Raw genomic sequence first — 16145 nt, 5'->3', positions numbered from 1 at the left:
TATGTGCGGCCTGACAGGCTTCTATTCCCATGATGCGAGCGGCGCCAGAGCCGGCATAGGCTCGAGGATGGCCGATGCGATCGCCCACCGCGGCCCGGACGACGCGGGCGTGTGGAGCGACGAGGCGGCCGGACTGACGCTGGCGCACCGCCGGCTGTCGGTCCTGGACTTGTCGCCCGCGGGGCACCAGCCCATGCATTCGGCCTGCACGCGCTACGTGATCGCCTTCAACGGCGAAATCTACAATCATCTCGACCTGCGCCGGCGCCTGGAGCGCGAAGGCAAGCAGCCGGCCTGGCGCGGCCACGCCGACACGGAGACCCTGCTGGCCTGCTTCGCCGCCTGGGGCGTGGAAAAGACGCTGCAGGCCACCGCGGGCATGTTCGCCATCGCCCTTTGGGACCGGCACGCCAAAGTCCTGACGCTGGCGCGCGACCGCCTGGGCGAGAAGCCACTGTATTGGGCCTGGCAAGGCGATGCCCTGCTGTTCGGATCGGAACTCAAAGCGCTGAAAGCGCATCCCGCCTTCCATGCCGCGGTCGATCGCAACGCCATCGCGCTGCTGCTGCGCCATGGCTATATCGGCGCGCCGCACAGCATTTACCAGAATGTGCACAAGCTGCTCGCCGGCCACTACATCAATATCCCCCTGGCCGGCCAGGGCGCGGCCCGTTCGGCCGAGTCCAAGGCCTACTGGCGGATGAACGATGCGATTCATGCCGGGCTGGCGCAGCCCTTTGCCGGGACGGCGGACCAGGCGGCCGATGCGCTGGAGCAGCAGTTGTCCGCCAGCATAGGCGGCCAGATGCTGGCCGATGTGCCGCTGGGCGCCTTCCTGAGCGGCGGCATAGACAGCAGCGCGATCGTGGCCCTGATGCAGGCGCAGAGCCCGCGCCCGGTGCGCACGTTCACGATAGGCTTCGACGACCCGCGCTACAACGAGGCGCAGCACGCCCAGGCCATCGCCAGGCACCTGGGCACCGAGCACACCGAGCTGTATGTGCGCGCCGAAGATGCCCTGGCCGTCATCCCGCGGCTGCCCGATATCTATGATGAGCCATTTGCCGACAGCTCGCAGATACCCACCTTCCTGGTCTGCCAGTTGGCCCGGCAGCACGTCACCGTGTCCTTGAGCGGCGACGCCGGCGATGAACTCTTCGGCGGCTATAACACCTATCAGTTCGCCCCCGCCCTGTGGCGCAGGATCGGCCGCCTGCCGGCGCCGCTGCGCCGTGCGGCGGCGGCCGGCCTGGCGGGCCTGCCCGCATCGTCATGGGACGCCGTGTTCAGGCCGCTGCGCGCCCTCATGCCAGACAGATTCGCGCGCGCGCTGAATGGCGAAAGGCTCCACAAGCTTGCCGGGCTACTGTCCTCGGACAGCAAGGAAGCGTTCTACCACCGGCTCAGCAGCCACTGGGAGCAGCCCGAACACGTGGTGATTGGCTGCCGCGAACCGGCGACGCTGCTCGACACGCCGCAGGCCTGGCCGGAGACCGACAGTTTCGAGCACTGGATGATGGCCGTAGGCACGCAGTCATACATGGCCGACGACATCCTGCCCAAGGTCGATCGCGCCGCGATGGCCAATAGCCTGGAGGTCAGGATCCCGATGCTGGACCACCGCGTCGTCGAGCTCGCCTGGCGCATGCCGCTGGCGCTGAAACTGCGGGACGGCAAAGGCAAGTGGCTGCTGCGCGAAGTGCTCTATCGCCACGTCCCGCGCGAGCTGATCGAACGCCCCAAGAAAGGGTTTTCCATCCCTTTGGGCGCATGGCTGCGCGGCCCCTTGCGCGATTGGGCGGAGGCCTTGCTGGACGAGGGCCGCCTGCGGCGGGAAGGCTACTTTCACCCGGAGCCGCTGCGGCGCGCATGGCGCCTGCACCTGGAAGGCAAGCAGGACTGTTCGGCCCGGCTGTGGTCCCCGCTGATGTTCCAGGCCTGGCTTGAAAAGCAGGATTGAATGACAAATACCGACAGAATCAAGATCACCCATGTCATCGTGGGCCTGGACGTGGGCGGGGCGGAACGCTTTCTGTGCCGCTTGATCGAGGCGCACCAGGGCAGGCCGGAATTCGAGCACCGGGTGATATCCCTGACCACCAAGGGCGCGCTCGGCCCCGGCCTGGAAAAGATGGGCGTGCCCGTCAGCGCATTGAATATGCGCAGTTTGTTCGATGCGCCGAAAATCTATTTCCGGCTGGTCCGCGCCCTGCGCCGCGACAAGCCGGACGTCCTGCAGTGCTGGATGTATTACGCCGACCTGCTGGGCGGATTCGCCGGCCGGCGGCTGGGCGTCAAGAACATACTCTGGGGCATACGCAATTCGCATTTCGAATCGGGCGGCACGCGCCTGAAACGGCTGATCCGCAAGGCCTGCGCCTGGTGCTCTCATGCCGTCCCGACGGGCATCGTCTGCGTGGCCGACTCGGCGCTCGCGGTGCATGCCGCGGCCGGCTATGACCGCTCGCGCATGCTGGTGATCCACAACGGCTACGACCCTGAAAACTTCCGCCATTCCGAAACCGGCAGGCAGGCGCTGCGCGGCCGCCTCGGCATAGGCGAGGACACCGTGGTCCTGGGCTCTGTCGGCCGCTACAGCGCGGCCAAGGACCATGCAAGCTTCATACGCGCCGCGGGCATGCTGGGCCGCGAGGAAAAATGGCTGCGCTTCCTGCTCGTGGGCCGCGACCTGACCGCGCACAACCCGGCGCTGATGCGCCTGATCGATGCGACCGGCTTTCCGGAGCGCTTCACCTTGCTGGGCGAGCGCGCCGACGTGGCGGCCTGCATGAGCGCCATGGACGTCTTCTGCCTGCACTCCAGAACCGAAGGCTTTCCGAATGTCCTGGGCGAGGCCATGTGCGTCGGCCTGCCCTGCGTCGCGACGGATGTGGGCGACGCCGCGGTATTGCTCGGCGAAACGGGGCTGATCGTTCCAGCGGACTCGGTTGCGGAACTGGCCGGCGCACTGCTCGACATGGCCAGCCGCGGCGCGGAGCAGCGCAAGGATCTGGGCGCGCGCGCCAGGCTGCGCATCGAACAGCACTTCACCCTCGGACACGCCGTAGCCAAGTTCGAGACACTATACCGACCGCAAGCTTGACCAGCGCTTGCCAACCCGCTTTCTGGTAAAAATGGCTTTGAAAGATTTCATACTCAAGTACGCGCCCGTCTTCGCGCAGAACATAGGCATCAGCCTTTACAACACCTATCTGTACAAGCAGCGCCACCGGGGCCGGTACAAGGCCTATCGGGAATACTACCGCCGCTTCGAAACGGCCGGCGCGGACGAGGTGGCGCGCGAAGCGCGCAAACGGCAGGCCGAATTCCTGCAGGCCGCCACGCAGGCATCGCCCTGGTATGCACCGCAGCGTGGCAAGCCCCTGGAGGAATTCCCGATACTCGAAAAGGCCCAATTGCTGGCGCATATGGACGCCATCCGCAGCATCGAGGAAAAGGACGGCATAGTCAGCCTGACGGGCGGCACGACCGGCGCATCGATGAAAGTGATCTACGCGCATGAGGACATGCAGGAACGCTTCGCCCTGAAGGACCATTTCCGCGCCAGGTATGGATACCGCCTGGGCAAGAAGGTCGCGTGGTTCAGCGGCAAGAGCCTGGTGCGCCCGCAGGACCTGGCGAGCGGCAATGTTTCCCGGGACGACTACATCAACAAGATCCGTTTCTTTTCCACCTTCCATATCAGCCAGCAGAACTTCGACGCCTATTGGCGCGCCTTCTGCGATTTCAAGCCGGAATATATCGTCGGCTTTCCTTCCAGCGTCTATGACCTGTGCACCATGGCCCTGGAGCGCAAGCTGACCTATGAGGGCAGCGTCAAGGCCTTTTTCCCCACCGCCGAAACCGTGCTGCCAAAATATCGTGAAATCATTGGCCAAGTGCTGGGCTGCCAGGTCGTCGATCAATACGCCGCCTCGGAAGGCGCGCCCTTCATACTGCAATGCCCGCAGGGCTCGCTGCATATCCATCCGCTGACCGGCGTGTTCGAAGTCGTCGATGAGAACATGCGGCCGGCGCAGGAAGGCGAAATCCTGGTGACCGCGTTCACCACCCACGGCACGCCGCTGATACGCTACCGCATCGGCGACCGCATAAAGCTCGCGCCGCCCTCCTTCCAATGCGCTTGCGGTTCCTGCTTCCCCGTCGTGGAACACATCGATGGCCGGACCTCGGACTTCATCTGGTCGCCGGAGAACGGCAAGGTGAATCTGGGCAATATCAGCAATTGCACCAAGGACGTCGACGGCATCGTGTGCTTCCAGGTAACGCAGAAGCAGCCCGACACGGTCAGCATTGCCGTCGTCGCCAACGACCAGTTCACGGCGGCGCAGCAGCGGCAATTCCTGGACGCCATGGCATTGCGGCTGGGTAAATCGGTTGCCGTGCATCTGGCTCTGGTCGACGAGATACCGCGCGAGCCCAGCGGAAAATTCCGGATAGTCAAGAACCTGCTGGCGCCGGAGTCGATGCGCCCGGCAGCGATGCGGGGAAGCTGATCACCATGTCCTTGATCGATTCCCCCGCCCAATTGGCCAGCGCCCTGCTGGTGTACCTCGCCGGGCTGTTTATAGCGCTGGCGGTCGGCAAGCGGCTGCGGATCCCCAACCGGCGTAGCTTCCTGCTGTACGTATGGCATTCCCTGTTCTGCGTTTTCTATGCGGTCTACGCCATCACCAACGGCGCCGACGCCCTGGTGTATTACATCAAGGCAGCCAACGGGGAATTCATGCTGTCGGTGGGAACTGGCGCGGTGGTCAGCATCGCCACGCTGTTCGTGACCGGCCTGAACCTGTCCTTCCTGGGCGCCTGCCTGCTGTTCAATATCTTCGGCAGCATAGGCCTGCTGGCCTTCGACGCCAGCCTGCGCAGCGCAACCGCCGACAAGTCGCGGCTGATACGCCGCTTCGCCACGCTGATCGTGCTCTTGCCGTCCATCAGTTTCTGGTCGGGCGCGCTGGGCAAGGATTCCCTGGCCTTCATGGCGACAGGCCTGGCGCTGTGGGCCGCCATGAACATGAAGCGCCGCGCGCTCCTGATGGCGGGCGCGGTCATGGTCATGCTGCTGGTCAGGCCGCACATCGCCGGAACCATGGTCATCGCGCTGACCGGCTCGCTGGTCATCCAGAAGAAGATGCCGCTGCCGCAGCGCCTGCTGCTGGGCGGCCTGGCGCTGGGAGCCACGGCGGCCATGATTCCCTTCGCGCTGAACTATGCCGGCGTGGGCGAAGGCGCCGGCGCGGACGAGCTGGTCAGCTATGTCGAGCAGCGGCAATCGGTCAACACCCAGGGCGGCAGCAGCATCGATATCGCTTCGATGAGCCTGCCCTTGCAGTTGTACAGCTATCTGTTCAGGCCCCTGCCCTTCGAAGCCACCAGCGTGTTTGCCCTGGCGGCCTCGGCCGACAATATGATCCTGCTGTTCCTCTTCATAGCCGGCGGCATGAAGATGCTCAAGCGGCGCAAGCATGCGTCGGACAGCAATCGCGCCTTTCTGTGGCTGTATTCCATACTGGCATGGGTGATCCTGTCCATGACCACCGCGAATCTCGGCATTTCGGTAAGGCAGAAATGGATGTTCGCCCCGATGCTGATCTTCCTGTTCATTTCCCTGCTGGGCAAATCGCGGCAGCGGCGCCAAGCCGCCGCGCCCGCCAGGAAGCTTCCGCCCAGCTCCGGCGCAGGCGCTGGCACTCGCGCGGCGACGGTGCCCGAATCATGAAATTCCTGCTGATCGCCGGTTTTCCGGACTCGCTGCTGCAGTTTCGCGGCCCCCTGATCGATGCGCTGCTCGCGGCGGACCTGCAGGTGCATGTGGCGGCCCCCGGTCTTCCCGCGGGCGACGCCATGCGTCAGCGGCTGGAAGCCCGGGGCCTGGTGGTGCACGATATCCCGCTGCGCCGCACGGGCATGAATCCCGCCGCCGACCTGAAATGCATGCTGTACCTGTGGCGGCTCATGCGCCGGATACGGCCGCAGTTTGTCCTGGGCTATACCATCAAGCCGGTCATCTATGGCTCGCTGGCCGCCTGGCTGGCGCGCGTGCCGCGGCGATTCGCCCTGATCACCGGCCTGGGCTATGCCTTCCAGGGGCGGGAGGAGGACGCCGGCGCGCGCCGCCTGCTGCGTTCCCTGGTCCAGGGGCTGTATGCGCTGGGTCTGCGCAGGGTGCGCAAGGTGTTCTTCCAGAATCCCGACGACGAAGCCCTGTTCCGGAAGCTGGGGATTCTTCGCCCCGGCGCGCGCGCTTGCGTGGTGAACGGCTCGGGCGTGGACGTGGCCGAACACCAGCCCGCGGCCCTGCCCGCGGCGCCCCACTTTCTGCTGATCGCCCGCCTGCTGGGCGACAAGGGGGTGCGCGAATATGCCCAGGCGGCGGCCCGCATCCGGCTCCGGCGCCCCGATGTGATATTCAGCCTGGCGGGATGGATAGATGAAAACCCCGATGCGATTGCCCCGGCCGAACTGGAAGCCTGGACCAGCCAGGGCACGCTGAATTACTGGGGCCGCTTGAGCGACGTGCGGCCCGCCATTGCGGCATGCAGCGTCTATGTGCTGCCTTCCTATCGCGAAGGCACGCCGCGCACCGTGCTCGAAGCCATGGCCATGGGACGGGCGGTGATCACCACCGATGCGCCCGGCTGCCGCGAAACCGTCGTCGACGGCGTCAATGGCTATCTGGTTCCGGTCAGATCGGTCGACGCGCTGGCCGCCGCCATGCAGCGTTTCCTGGACGATCCGCAAATGGCGCGCGATATGGGCGCCCGCTCGCGCGAGATCGCCGAAAGCAAGTACGACGTGCACAAGGTCAACGCCATCATGCTGCGCGAGATGAATATCGCCGATGATTAAAAAAGGAAGTAAATGTTAAAGCGCTTGCTCGATATAACGGTATCGGCATCCGCCCTGCTATTGCTTGCCCCCGTCATGGGGGTGGTGGCATGGCAGGTCGGCCGCAAGCTGGGCTCGCCCGTGCTCTTTCGCCAGTTGCGTCCGGGCCGGCATGGCCAGCCCTTCGAAATGATCAAGTTCCGCTCCATGCGCGATGCCTCCGATGTCGACGGCCAGGCGCTGCCGGATGACCAGCGGCTTACGCCGTTCGGCGATTTCCTGCGCTCGACCAGCCTGGACGAGCTGCCCGGCTTGTGGAATGTCCTCAAGGGAGACATGAGCCTGGTGGGCCCCCGCCCGCTGCTCATGGAATATCTGCCCCTGTACAGCCCGCAGCAGTACCGGCGCCATGAAGTGCGCCCCGGGATGACCGGCTGGGCCCAGGTCAATGGCCGCAATGCCTTGAGTTGGGAGGACAAGTTCAGGCTGGATGTCTGGTACGTGGAGCATCAATCGTTCTGGCTGGATATGAGGATACTTTTGTTGACGATAAAAAAAGTTTTGGCCCGCGACGGCATCAGCGCCGACGGCGAAGCCACAGTGGCCCGCTACACGGGCTCGGCGCCTTCCGGGGCGCCGTCCGAACAGAAAAGGCGCCAGACATGAAATCACCCTTGTATGCCGTCTACGGCGCCAGCGGCTGCGGCCGCGGCATCATGCCTTTGGCCAAAGCCCAGTTGCATGAGCAGGGCATCGATGCCGCAAGGCTGGTGTTCATCGACGACTCGCCCGCGGCCGGGCTGATCAACGGCCACCGCGTGCTGACCTATGACGAATTCCTGGCCCACGACGCCGGGTCGCGCTATGCGATCCTGGCCATCGCCAATAGCGTCGTCCGCGAAAAACTGGCGCAGCGCTGCGCCGCCGATGGCGTGCAGCCCTGGACGGTGCGCGCCGCCAACGTCATCACCATGGACGACGTCACGCTGGGCGAAGGCGCGGCGCTCAGCCCCTTCGTAACCCTGACCTCGAACATCCGCATAGGCCGGCATTTTCACGCCAACCTCTACAGCTACGTGGAACACGATTGCGTCATCGGCGATTTCGTCACTTTCGCGCCCGGCGTCAAATGCAACGGCAATATCCACATCCATGACCATGCCTATATCGGCGCCGACGCCGTGATCAAGCAAGGCAAGCCCGACCGGCCGCTGGTCATCGGGCGCGGCGCCGTCGTGGGCATGGGCGCGGTCGTCACGCGCAGCGTGCCGCCCGGCGCCACCGTCGTCGGCAATCCCGCTACCCGTCTTGTAAGGAAGTAAGAGTATGTTGAATACCTCCTTTTCCGCCTGGCCTTCCTTTACCGAGGAAGAAGCCAATGCCGTGCGCGATGTCGTCCTATCGAACAAGGTGAATTATTGGACCGGCCAGGAATGCCGCCAGTTCGAGCAGGACTTCGCCCGCTGGGCCGGCTGCGCGCACGCCGTCGCCGTGAGCAATGGCACGCTCGCCCTGGATGTCGCGCTCAAGGCCCTGGGGGTTGGCCCCGGCGACGAGGTGGTGGTTACGCCGCGCACCTTTCTGGCGTCGGTTTCATGCATCGTCAACGCGGGCGCCGCACCCATCTTTGCCGATGTCGACCGCGACTCGCAAAACATCAGCGCCGAGACCATACTCCCCGTCCTCAGCCCGCGCACGCGGGCCATCATTTGCGTCCATCTTGCCGGCTGGCCCTGCGACATGGACCCCATCATGGAGCTGGCCGACGAGCGCGGCATACATGTGATCGAAGACTGCGCCCAGGCCCACGGCGCCCTGTACAAAGGCCGCCCGGTCGGCTCCATCGGGCATATCGGCGCCTGGTCATTCTGCCAGGACAAGATCATGAGCACCGGCGGCGAAGGCGGCATGGCGACCACCAGCGACCGCGGGCTCTGGTCGAAAATGTGGTCCTTCAAAGACCATGGGAAAAGCTGGGACGCCGTCTATGAGCGCGAACACCCGCCGGGCTTCCGCTGGCTGCACGAAAGCTTCGGCACCAACTGGCGCATGATGGAAACGCAAGCGGCGATCGGACGCATCCAGCTGCGCCGCATGCCCCAGTGGCAGGCGCGGCGCCTGGACAACGCCCAGCGCATCTGGGATGCCGCGAGCCGCTTGCCCGGGCTGCGCGCGCCGGCTCCGCCTGAGGACATCCGCCACGCCGCCTATAAATGCTATGTATTCGTCGACCCGGCGCAACTGCGGCCCGGCTGGAGCCGGGACCGCATACTGGGCGAAATCGGCGCGCGCGGCGTGCCCTGCTATTCGGGATCGTGCTCCGAGGTATACCTGGAAAAGGCTTTCGAGCATACCGGCTGGCGCCCGCCGCTGCGCCTGCCCGTGGCGCGCGAGCTGGGGGAAACCGCGCTGATGTTCCTGGTGCATCCTACGCTCAGCGCTGCGGAAATCGAGGCGACCTGCGCGGCGCTCGAAGAAGTCATGGCCCTGGCTGCCGGCAGCGGTGAGCGCGATGTTCGCTGAAATCAGGGACAATCTCCCCAATCTGCGCGAGCGCCTGCTGGCCTTGTCGCGCGACCAGAAGCGCTTGCTGCAAATCATCACCGACGCGCTTCTCATCTGGATAGCGCTGTGGCTGGCCTTTTTCATACGGCTCGATGATATGTCGAAGATCGAGCCCTTGCACGGGCATGCGTGGCTGTTCGCCCTCGCGCCGGTCATCTCCATACCGCTATTCGCCAGGTTCGGCCTGTACCGCGCCGTGATGCGCTATTTCGGCAACGAGGCCTTTACCACCATCGCCAAGGCCGTCACCTCCGCCACGGCCTTGCTGGCCCTGGCCATTTATATCTACGGCCAGCCGCCCGCCGTGATACCGCGGTCCGTCGTGATCATCTATTGGATGCTCTGCCTGATGCTGATCGGCGGCTTGCGCGTCGTCATGAGGCAATATTTCAGCAGCGACCGGATCAGCCTGCGCACCAAGCCGTCGGATCGCCGCCATGGCAAACGCAAGGATGTGCGGCCCCATGTCATCATCTACGGCGCCGGCGCGGCCGGCAACCAACTGCTGCTGGCCTTGCGCATAGGCCGCGAAATGATCCCCGTCGCGTTCGTCGACGACAATCCCGACCTTGCGGGGCGCATCATGGCCGGGCTGCCGGTGCACAACCCTGGCGATCTGGGCCAGTTGCTGGAGGACACCGGCGCCGACGAAGTGCTGCTTGCGATTCCTTCGGCCTCGCGCATGCGGCGCAATGAGATCATCGACATCCTGACGTCCTACCCCATTTACGTGCGCACCATTCCGGGCTTCATGGACCTGGCCAGCGGCCGGGTGCAGGTCGAAGCGCTGCGCGAAGTGGACATAGACGACCTGCTCGGCCGCGATGCCGTGCAGCCGCGCCCCGACTTGTTCGAACGCTGCATACGCGGCCAGGTCGTCATGGTCACCGGCGCGGGCGGCTCCATCGGCTCCGAGCTGTGCCGCCAGATCGTGCGCAGCGCGCCGCGGACGCTGATTCTTTTCGAGCATTCGGAGTTCGGGCTCTACAGCATTCAGACCGAGCTGGAGACCCACTTGCGCAACGCCGGGTCGCATCTGCGCGTGGTCCCCATACTGGGTTCGGTGCGCAACCAGAGCCGCCTGTTCGATGTGATGAGCTCCTGGAAAGTCAGCACGGTGTACCACGCGGCGGCGTACAAGCATGTGCCTATGGTGGAACGCAATATCGCCGAAGGGATAGTGAACAATACGTTTGGCACCTTGTATGCCGCCCAGGCGGCCTTGCGCGCCGGGGTCAAGAATTTCGTGCTGATTTCGACCGACAAGGCGGTGCGCCCGACCAATATCATGGGAAGCACCAAGCGGCTCGCCGAGCTCGTGCTGCAGGCCCTGGCCAGCGAAGCGATGCCGCAACTGTATGGACGAAGCGACGGGCAGGCCACGGCCAATGGCACGCGCTTCACCATGGTGCGGTTCGGCAATGTGCTGGGTTCGTCGGGGTCGGTCATTCCCCTTTTCCGCCAGCAGATCCGCAAGGGCGGCCCGGTTACGGTGACCCATCCGGATATCACGCGTTATTTCATGACGATACCGGAAGCGGCGCAGCTGGTTATCCAGGCGGGTTCCATGGGCGCGGGCGGCGATGTGTTCGTGCTGGATATGGGCGAGCCTGTGAAGATATCGCAATTGGCGGAAAAAATGGTGCAGCTGTCGGGCTTGAGCGTGCGTTCGGCGCGCAATCTGGATGGCGATATTGCAATCGAGTTTACGGGGCTGCGTCCGGGGGAGAAGCTGTATGAGGAACTGCTGATTGGCGACAATGTCACCGACACGGAACATCCGATGATTATGCGGGCGCAGGAGAAGCAGCTGGATTGGGATACGCTGAAGGCGGCGCTCGTGGAGCTGGCAACGGCGATCAAGGACGACAATTACCCGGAGGTCCGGGAGCTGTTTTTCCGCCTGGTCGACGGGTACAAGCCCGACGATGCCATCGTGGACCTGATTCATCAGCAGCGGGCGGTTGAGCGGCGGGGGGCGGATCAGCGGGCTTAGCGGTCTGTTTTGGTTCTTTTGTACGGCCGCAGGCTCTTTAACACACCGTTCAATCACATAGCCAAGCGCTGTAAATTTCCGTTTCTTTATAACTTATTATTATATAAATGTTCAAAAAAATTACTTCGGTATAGTACCCACCTACAATTACAATTCCTCAACTTCTACAGCACCTACGGCAGCAGAACCGTCGCTCGAAAACGGCCTGCTGCTTTTTTGTTTCCCCCCATGATAGAAATACAAGCAGTCTCCCAGCGTTTCGACGGCCCTTCAGGGCCTGTGGACGCCATACGCGACGTCAGCATCTCGATACGCAAGGGGGAAGTCTTCGGCATCATCGGGCGCAGCGGAGCGGGCAAAAGCACCCTGGTGCGCACCCTCAATCTGCTGAACCGCCCTACCTCCGGCCACATCATCCTCGACGGCCAGGACATGACCTCCCTGAACGCCGAATCCCTGCGCAAGGCGCGCCGCCATATCGGCATGATTTTCCAGCATTTCAACCTGCTGTCATCGCGGACGGTGTACGGCAACATCGCCCTGCCGCTGGAGCTGGCCGGCGCCGGGAAGGCCGAAATCGACCGCAAAGTGCGCCAATTGCTGCAACTGGTCGACCTGACCGCCCTGGCCGACCGCTATCCCGCGCAGATCAGCGGCGGGCAAAAGCAGCGCGTCGGCATAGCCCGGGCGCTGGCCAATGACCCCAAGGTCCTGCTGTCCGACGAGGCCACCTCGGCGCTGGACCCCGAGACGACCAAATCCATCCTGGATCTATTGAAAAAAATCAACCAGGAACTCGGCCTGACCATCGTGCTGATCACCCACCAGATGGAAGTGATCAAGATGATCTGCGACCGCATGGCGGTGATGGAGGCGGGCGAGCTGATCGAACACGGTTCGGTGCTCGATGTGTTCCGGGCTCCGCAGCACCCGGTGACGCGGGCCATGATAGGCGACGTCATCTCGCAGGATCTGCCCAAGGGCGTCTTGCAGCGAGTGCGCGCCAGGCTGGCGCAGACGCGCGAAGGCGAAGGCCAGGACCACCTGCTGCGCCTGGCCTTCACCGGCACGGAAGTGGAAGAGCCGCTGCTTTCGGAAGTCGTGCGCCGCTTCGGGCTGGATTTCAATATCCTGCACGGCCAGATCGATGAAATCCAGGGCCAGGCCTTCGGCTCGCTGGCGATCCTGGCCACGGGCAACAAGGATGAAATCGAACAGGCGAAGGCCTTCATGCGTTCGCGCGGCGTAACGGTAGAGGAGTTGAATCATGTCATCGCAGTTGATTGACCTGTTTATAAAGTCGTTTCTCGAGACCCTGCTGATGGTGGGCGTGTCCGGCCTCGTGGGCGCGCTGGTGGGCGTGCCGCTGGGCATCCTGCTGCACCTGACGGATCGCAACGGCGTGCTGCCCGCGCTCAGCCTGAACCGCACGCTAGGCATTGTCGTGAACGCGGTGCGGTCCACGCCCTTCATCATCCTGCTGGTGGCCATTATTCCGCTTACGCGCTTCTTCGTCGGCACATCCATCGGCACCGCGGCGGCCATCGTACCGTTGACGATAGCCGCCGCCCCCTTTGTCGCGCGATTGGTGGAAACCGCCTTGCGCGAGGTCGACCGCGGACTGATCGAGGCGGCGCAGGCCATGGGCGCGACCACCTGGCAGATCGTCTACAAAGTGCTGGTGCCGGAAGCCTTTCCGGGCATAGTGGCCGGCCTGACCATCACCCTGGTCAGCCTGGTGGGCTACTCGGCCATGGCCGGCGCGGTGGGCGGCGGCGGCCTGGGCGACCTGGGCATACGCTACGGCTACCAGCGCTTCCTGCCGGAGGTCATGCTGCTGGTCGTCTTGATCCTGATTGTTTTTGTTCAACTGGTGCAGACGCTGGGCGATGCACTGGTGCGCCGTTTAAGCCATCGCTAGCCGCATCCCGGCCTTTGCGAATTTAGTTTTACTTTTCAAAAGGAAGAAAATGAAGCGTCGTCAATTATTGCAACTCATCGCCGGGCTTGGTGTCGTCGCCGGCCTTGCGGCCGCCCCCGCCCTGGCCCAGGACAAGACCTATAAAGTCGGCGCCACCGGCGGACCGCATGCCCAGATTCTGGAATTCGTCAAAGGCCTCGCCGCCAAAGACGGCCTGAAGATAGAAATCGTTGAATTCAGCGACTATGTGCAGCCCAACGCCGCGCTCGCCGCCGGCGACCTGGACGCCAACAGCTACCAGCACCTGCCCTACCTCGAAGCGCAAATCAAGGATCGCGGCTACAAGCTGGCCAATGTCGGCTACACCATCACCTTCCCGATGGGCATTTATTCCAAGAAGGTCAAGACCCTGGCCGAATTGCCCAACGGCGCCCGCGTCGGCATCCCGAACGATCCCACCAACGGCGGCCGCGCCCTGCTGGTGCTGCAATCTCAGGGCGTCCTGAAGCTGAAGGCCGACGCCGGCTTGAAGGCGACCCCGCTGGATATCACCGAAAACCCCAAGAAGCTGAATATCATCGAACTCGACGCGGCGCAGCTGCCCCGTTCGCTGTCCGACCTGGATGCCGCCGCCGTGAATGGCAATTACGCCGCCTCCGCCGGCCTGAATCCGGTAACCGACGCCATTGCCATCGAAGATGCGAAAGGGCCTTATGCCAACGTCATCGCGGTGCGCACCGAGGACAAGGACCAGGCCTGGGTCGCCAAGCTAGTGAAGGCGTATCGCTCGCCTGAAACCAAGGCGTTCGTGGCCAGCACCTTCAAGGACTCGGTCATCACTTCCTGGTAATCCGCGTTTGCGCCGCTGCGCTCCGCAGGAAAAAACCCGTCTCGGCGCAGCCCCGATGACGGGTTTTTCCTTGTCCGGCTAATCCGTCTGGAAACTGTTGCAGATGGCCTCGACGAATTCCTTTACCTCGGGCCTGTCCTTGCTCCTGGGGCCGACGAATATGGAGTACAAGGATGTCGTAAGGCTTTTTGTGTTTGTCTGCAGCGGGGCCACCAATATGCCCTTCTCAAGATCATGGCGCACTATCCTTTGCGATTCCAGCACGAAGCCCAGCCCGTCCACGGCCGCGGCTATGGCTTCGTAGCCGCGGTTGAAGTGCACTTCGTTGCCCTGGAAGTTGGTGGCGGCGTTCACGGCCAGCCAGTCTCCCCATTGCGCTTCCTGCGTATCGTTGACAATCAGCGGCGTCTTGAATACATCCCGCAGGCAATGAACCCCGCGCGCGACCTCGGCGGAACAGAGCGGCGTCAGTACATCCACGCCCAGGGGCCTCACATCGCTGCGCGCGGCGTAGTCGCTGCCATACAGAACGGCGATATCGAATTCTTTATAGAATTCCGAATTGGGCGTGTGCGCCGCGGTAACCCGTATGTCGATGTCCAGGTGTTTTGACAGAAACCGTTGCAGCAGCGGTCCCACGATTTTCATCGAGAACGTCGGCGGGCAGTACAGCGTTATGGCGCGCTCTTTCGACTTCCTGATGTCGGCCACGCCTTCACGGATATGCTTGAAGCCGATGGCCACGCTGGCGAGCAGCGCGGCGCCTTGCCCGGTCAAAGCCAAGGTCTTGCCATTCCGAAGGAAAAGCTCCTGATCCAGGTCTTTCTCGAGTTTGCGTATGGCCTGGCTCACCGCGCTGGGCGACAGGCACAGTTCCTGCGCGGCGAGCTTGAACGACGCCAGCCTCGCGGCAACTTCAAAAATCTCAAGATTGCTCAAATACAGTTGAACGCGCATGCCGAACCAACAAGCCAAAAAAATGAATGCCTATGCGCAAGGCAGCCACTCCTGAACCATTAGTTCTATCGTAATGCAGGTCGGAGCGGAGCCGCGTACGAATTTTCCGGCGTATACGGCGCCCAGGTTGTCGGCAACGATACCATACAAGGAGGCGACAGGCCTTTGCCGGGATGCATCTGTCAGCACCTGGCCGGATATGGACAACAGTTCGACGGCGAAGCCCTGCACATCGATGATTCGGGTCCGGTCATCGAGCGATTGCTCCAGTTGGGCCCGGAACAGGCTGCCCAGCCCGCCTTTAATGAATGCGTGGCCGATCCGGTGCGTCGCGCAAAGTTCCTCGACGCTGGCGACCAGGTCATCGTTGCACAACAAGCGCGCGGTAAACACCCGGCCCGCCTTGCCGCTTACGAGGCTAGCTTCCATGCCGGCCTCCCGGATAGCTGACGGGGTGGAATACCTGCATATTCGATGTCAGGTCCAGATCCACCGCAAACCCTATATTGGGAGTGGCCGTTACCTGGGCGGACAGGCCCCCGCGGCCCACCCGGCACTCCTGGACATTGACATGCCCGCCGCACAGCCCGCTTTCGGCGTCGAGGAAAGAGCCATGGCAATGCAGCAGCGGCTGGCCATGCAGGCCCAGTCCATACACCGCATTGGCCGAAAACAAAAGCGCGCGGCCGATATTGATGCCCTCGCCATACTTCACCAGCGTCTTGCCGCTGGCCTCCGGCGGAGCCGTGTGGAATATCGACACATCAAGCATGCCTGGCATGAATTCCAATTGGGCGAACTCAATACCCGCCTTTTTCAGCATCCCGCTTACTCCGTTCCATATCGAGTCCCCCGCAGCGATATGGAGAAGAAAGCCATGAGACTCCCAGTCATTTACAGACAGAATTCTGCTACCCATAATGCAAACCCCTTAAAAGACACCTTATGCTTTTGGCATAAGGCGCATTCAGCACGGCGGTAAATGCCTCTCTTGTCCTTTTGGGACG

At 63.2% G+C, this 16145-nt stretch carries 15 protein-coding genes; 12 read left to right on the top strand and 3 right to left on the bottom strand.

The genetic code is table 11. The features are described from left to right. Nucleotide 1: 1 nt before the first annotated feature. The 12 genes from asnB (at nt 2) to BUB23_RS12870 (ending at nt 14181) form a co-directional block, all read left to right on the top strand. Entirely contained in the window at nt 2-1960 is a 1959-nt protein-coding gene (gene asnB, locus BUB23_RS12925) for an asparagine synthase (glutamine-hydrolyzing) (RefSeq protein ID WP_073103613.1), read from the top strand. Further along, entirely contained in the window at nt 1961-3103 is a 1143-nt protein-coding gene (locus BUB23_RS12920) for a glycosyltransferase family 4 protein (protein WP_084136005.1), read from the top strand. A gap of 31 nt (nt 3104-3134) precedes the next feature. Next, nucleotides 3135-4517, top strand: a complete 1383-nt coding sequence (locus BUB23_RS12915) for a phenylacetate--CoA ligase family protein (RefSeq protein WP_073103611.1) — start codon at nt 3135-3137, stop codon at nt 4515-4517. Between the two features lie 5 nt (nt 4518-4522). Beyond that, complete coding sequence (locus tag BUB23_RS12910) at nt 4523-5740, top strand: hypothetical protein (RefSeq protein ID WP_073103609.1); 1218 nt, start codon at nt 4523-4525, stop codon at nt 5738-5740. Further along, nucleotides 5737-6870, top strand: coding sequence for a glycosyltransferase family 4 protein (locus tag BUB23_RS12905; RefSeq protein ID WP_073103607.1), 1134 nt, complete (start codon nt 5737-5739; stop codon nt 6868-6870). Before BUB23_RS12910 ends, BUB23_RS12905 begins: the two co-directional genes overlap by 4 nt. A 12-nt stretch (nt 6871-6882) precedes the next feature. Continuing rightward, nucleotides 6883-7515 carry a sugar transferase gene (locus BUB23_RS12900; protein ID WP_073103606.1) on the top strand — a complete coding sequence of 211 codons (633 nt, stop codon included), beginning with the start codon at nt 6883-6885 and terminating at the stop codon, nt 7513-7515. Then, nucleotides 7512-8171 (top strand): acetyltransferase, encoded by a 660-nt coding sequence (locus BUB23_RS12895; protein WP_073103604.1) that lies wholly within the window; start codon nt 7512-7514, stop codon nt 8169-8171. The genes BUB23_RS12900 and BUB23_RS12895 overlap by 4 nt, the downstream gene beginning before the upstream one ends. A gap of 4 nt (nt 8172-8175) precedes the next feature. Continuing rightward, nucleotides 8176-9372 (top strand): DegT/DnrJ/EryC1/StrS family aminotransferase, encoded by a 1197-nt coding sequence (locus tag BUB23_RS12890; protein WP_073103602.1) that lies wholly within the window; start codon nt 8176-8178, stop codon nt 9370-9372. Beyond that, nucleotides 9362-11410, top strand: a complete 2049-nt coding sequence (locus BUB23_RS12885; protein ID WP_073103601.1) for a polysaccharide biosynthesis protein — start codon at nt 9362-9364, stop codon at nt 11408-11410. The genes BUB23_RS12890 and BUB23_RS12885 overlap by 11 nt, the downstream gene beginning before the upstream one ends. Nucleotides 11411-11638: 228 nt before the next feature. Next, on the top strand, nt 11639-12697 hold the full coding sequence (locus BUB23_RS12880) for a methionine ABC transporter ATP-binding protein (RefSeq protein WP_073103797.1): 1059 nt from the start codon (nt 11639-11641) through the stop codon (nt 12695-12697). Further along, on the top strand, nt 12678-13331 hold the full coding sequence (locus tag BUB23_RS12875) for a methionine ABC transporter permease (RefSeq protein ID WP_073103599.1): 654 nt from the start codon (nt 12678-12680) through the stop codon (nt 13329-13331). Before BUB23_RS12880 ends, BUB23_RS12875 begins: the two co-directional genes overlap by 20 nt. A 49-nt stretch (nt 13332-13380) precedes the next feature. Further along, entirely contained in the window at nt 13381-14181 is an 801-nt protein-coding gene (locus BUB23_RS12870; RefSeq protein ID WP_073103598.1) for a MetQ/NlpA family ABC transporter substrate-binding protein, read from the top strand. A 78-nt stretch (nt 14182-14259) separates the two neighbouring features. Here the strand turns inward: BUB23_RS12870 and BUB23_RS12865 are convergent, their stop codons facing one another. The 3 genes from BUB23_RS12865 to BUB23_RS12855 are packed head-to-tail and all read right to left on the bottom strand — an operon-like array spanning nt 14260 to nt 15961. Continuing rightward, complete coding sequence (locus BUB23_RS12865; protein ID WP_073103596.1) at nt 14260-15138, bottom strand: LysR family transcriptional regulator; 879 nt, start codon at nt 15136-15138, stop codon at nt 14260-14262. A gap of 30 nt (nt 15139-15168) precedes the next feature. Further along, nucleotides 15169-15567: a PPC domain-containing DNA-binding protein gene (locus BUB23_RS12860; RefSeq protein WP_073103594.1), complete on the bottom strand. Its 399-nt coding sequence runs from the start codon at nt 15565-15567 to the stop codon at nt 15169-15171. After that, a complete protein-coding gene (locus tag BUB23_RS12855; RefSeq protein ID WP_073103593.1) occupies nt 15557-15961 on the bottom strand; it encodes a hypothetical protein in 405 nt (134 codons plus the stop codon). Before BUB23_RS12855 ends, BUB23_RS12860 begins: the two co-directional genes overlap by 11 nt. Between the last annotated feature and the right edge of the window lie 184 nt (nt 15962-16145).

Origin of the sequence: Pollutimonas bauzanensis (assembly GCF_900129885.1) — a bacterium.
Classification (GTDB): Bacteria; Pseudomonadota; Gammaproteobacteria; order Burkholderiales; family Burkholderiaceae_B; genus Pollutimonas; species Pollutimonas bauzanensis.
This window is presented reverse-complemented; position numbering and strand designations above follow the sequence as displayed.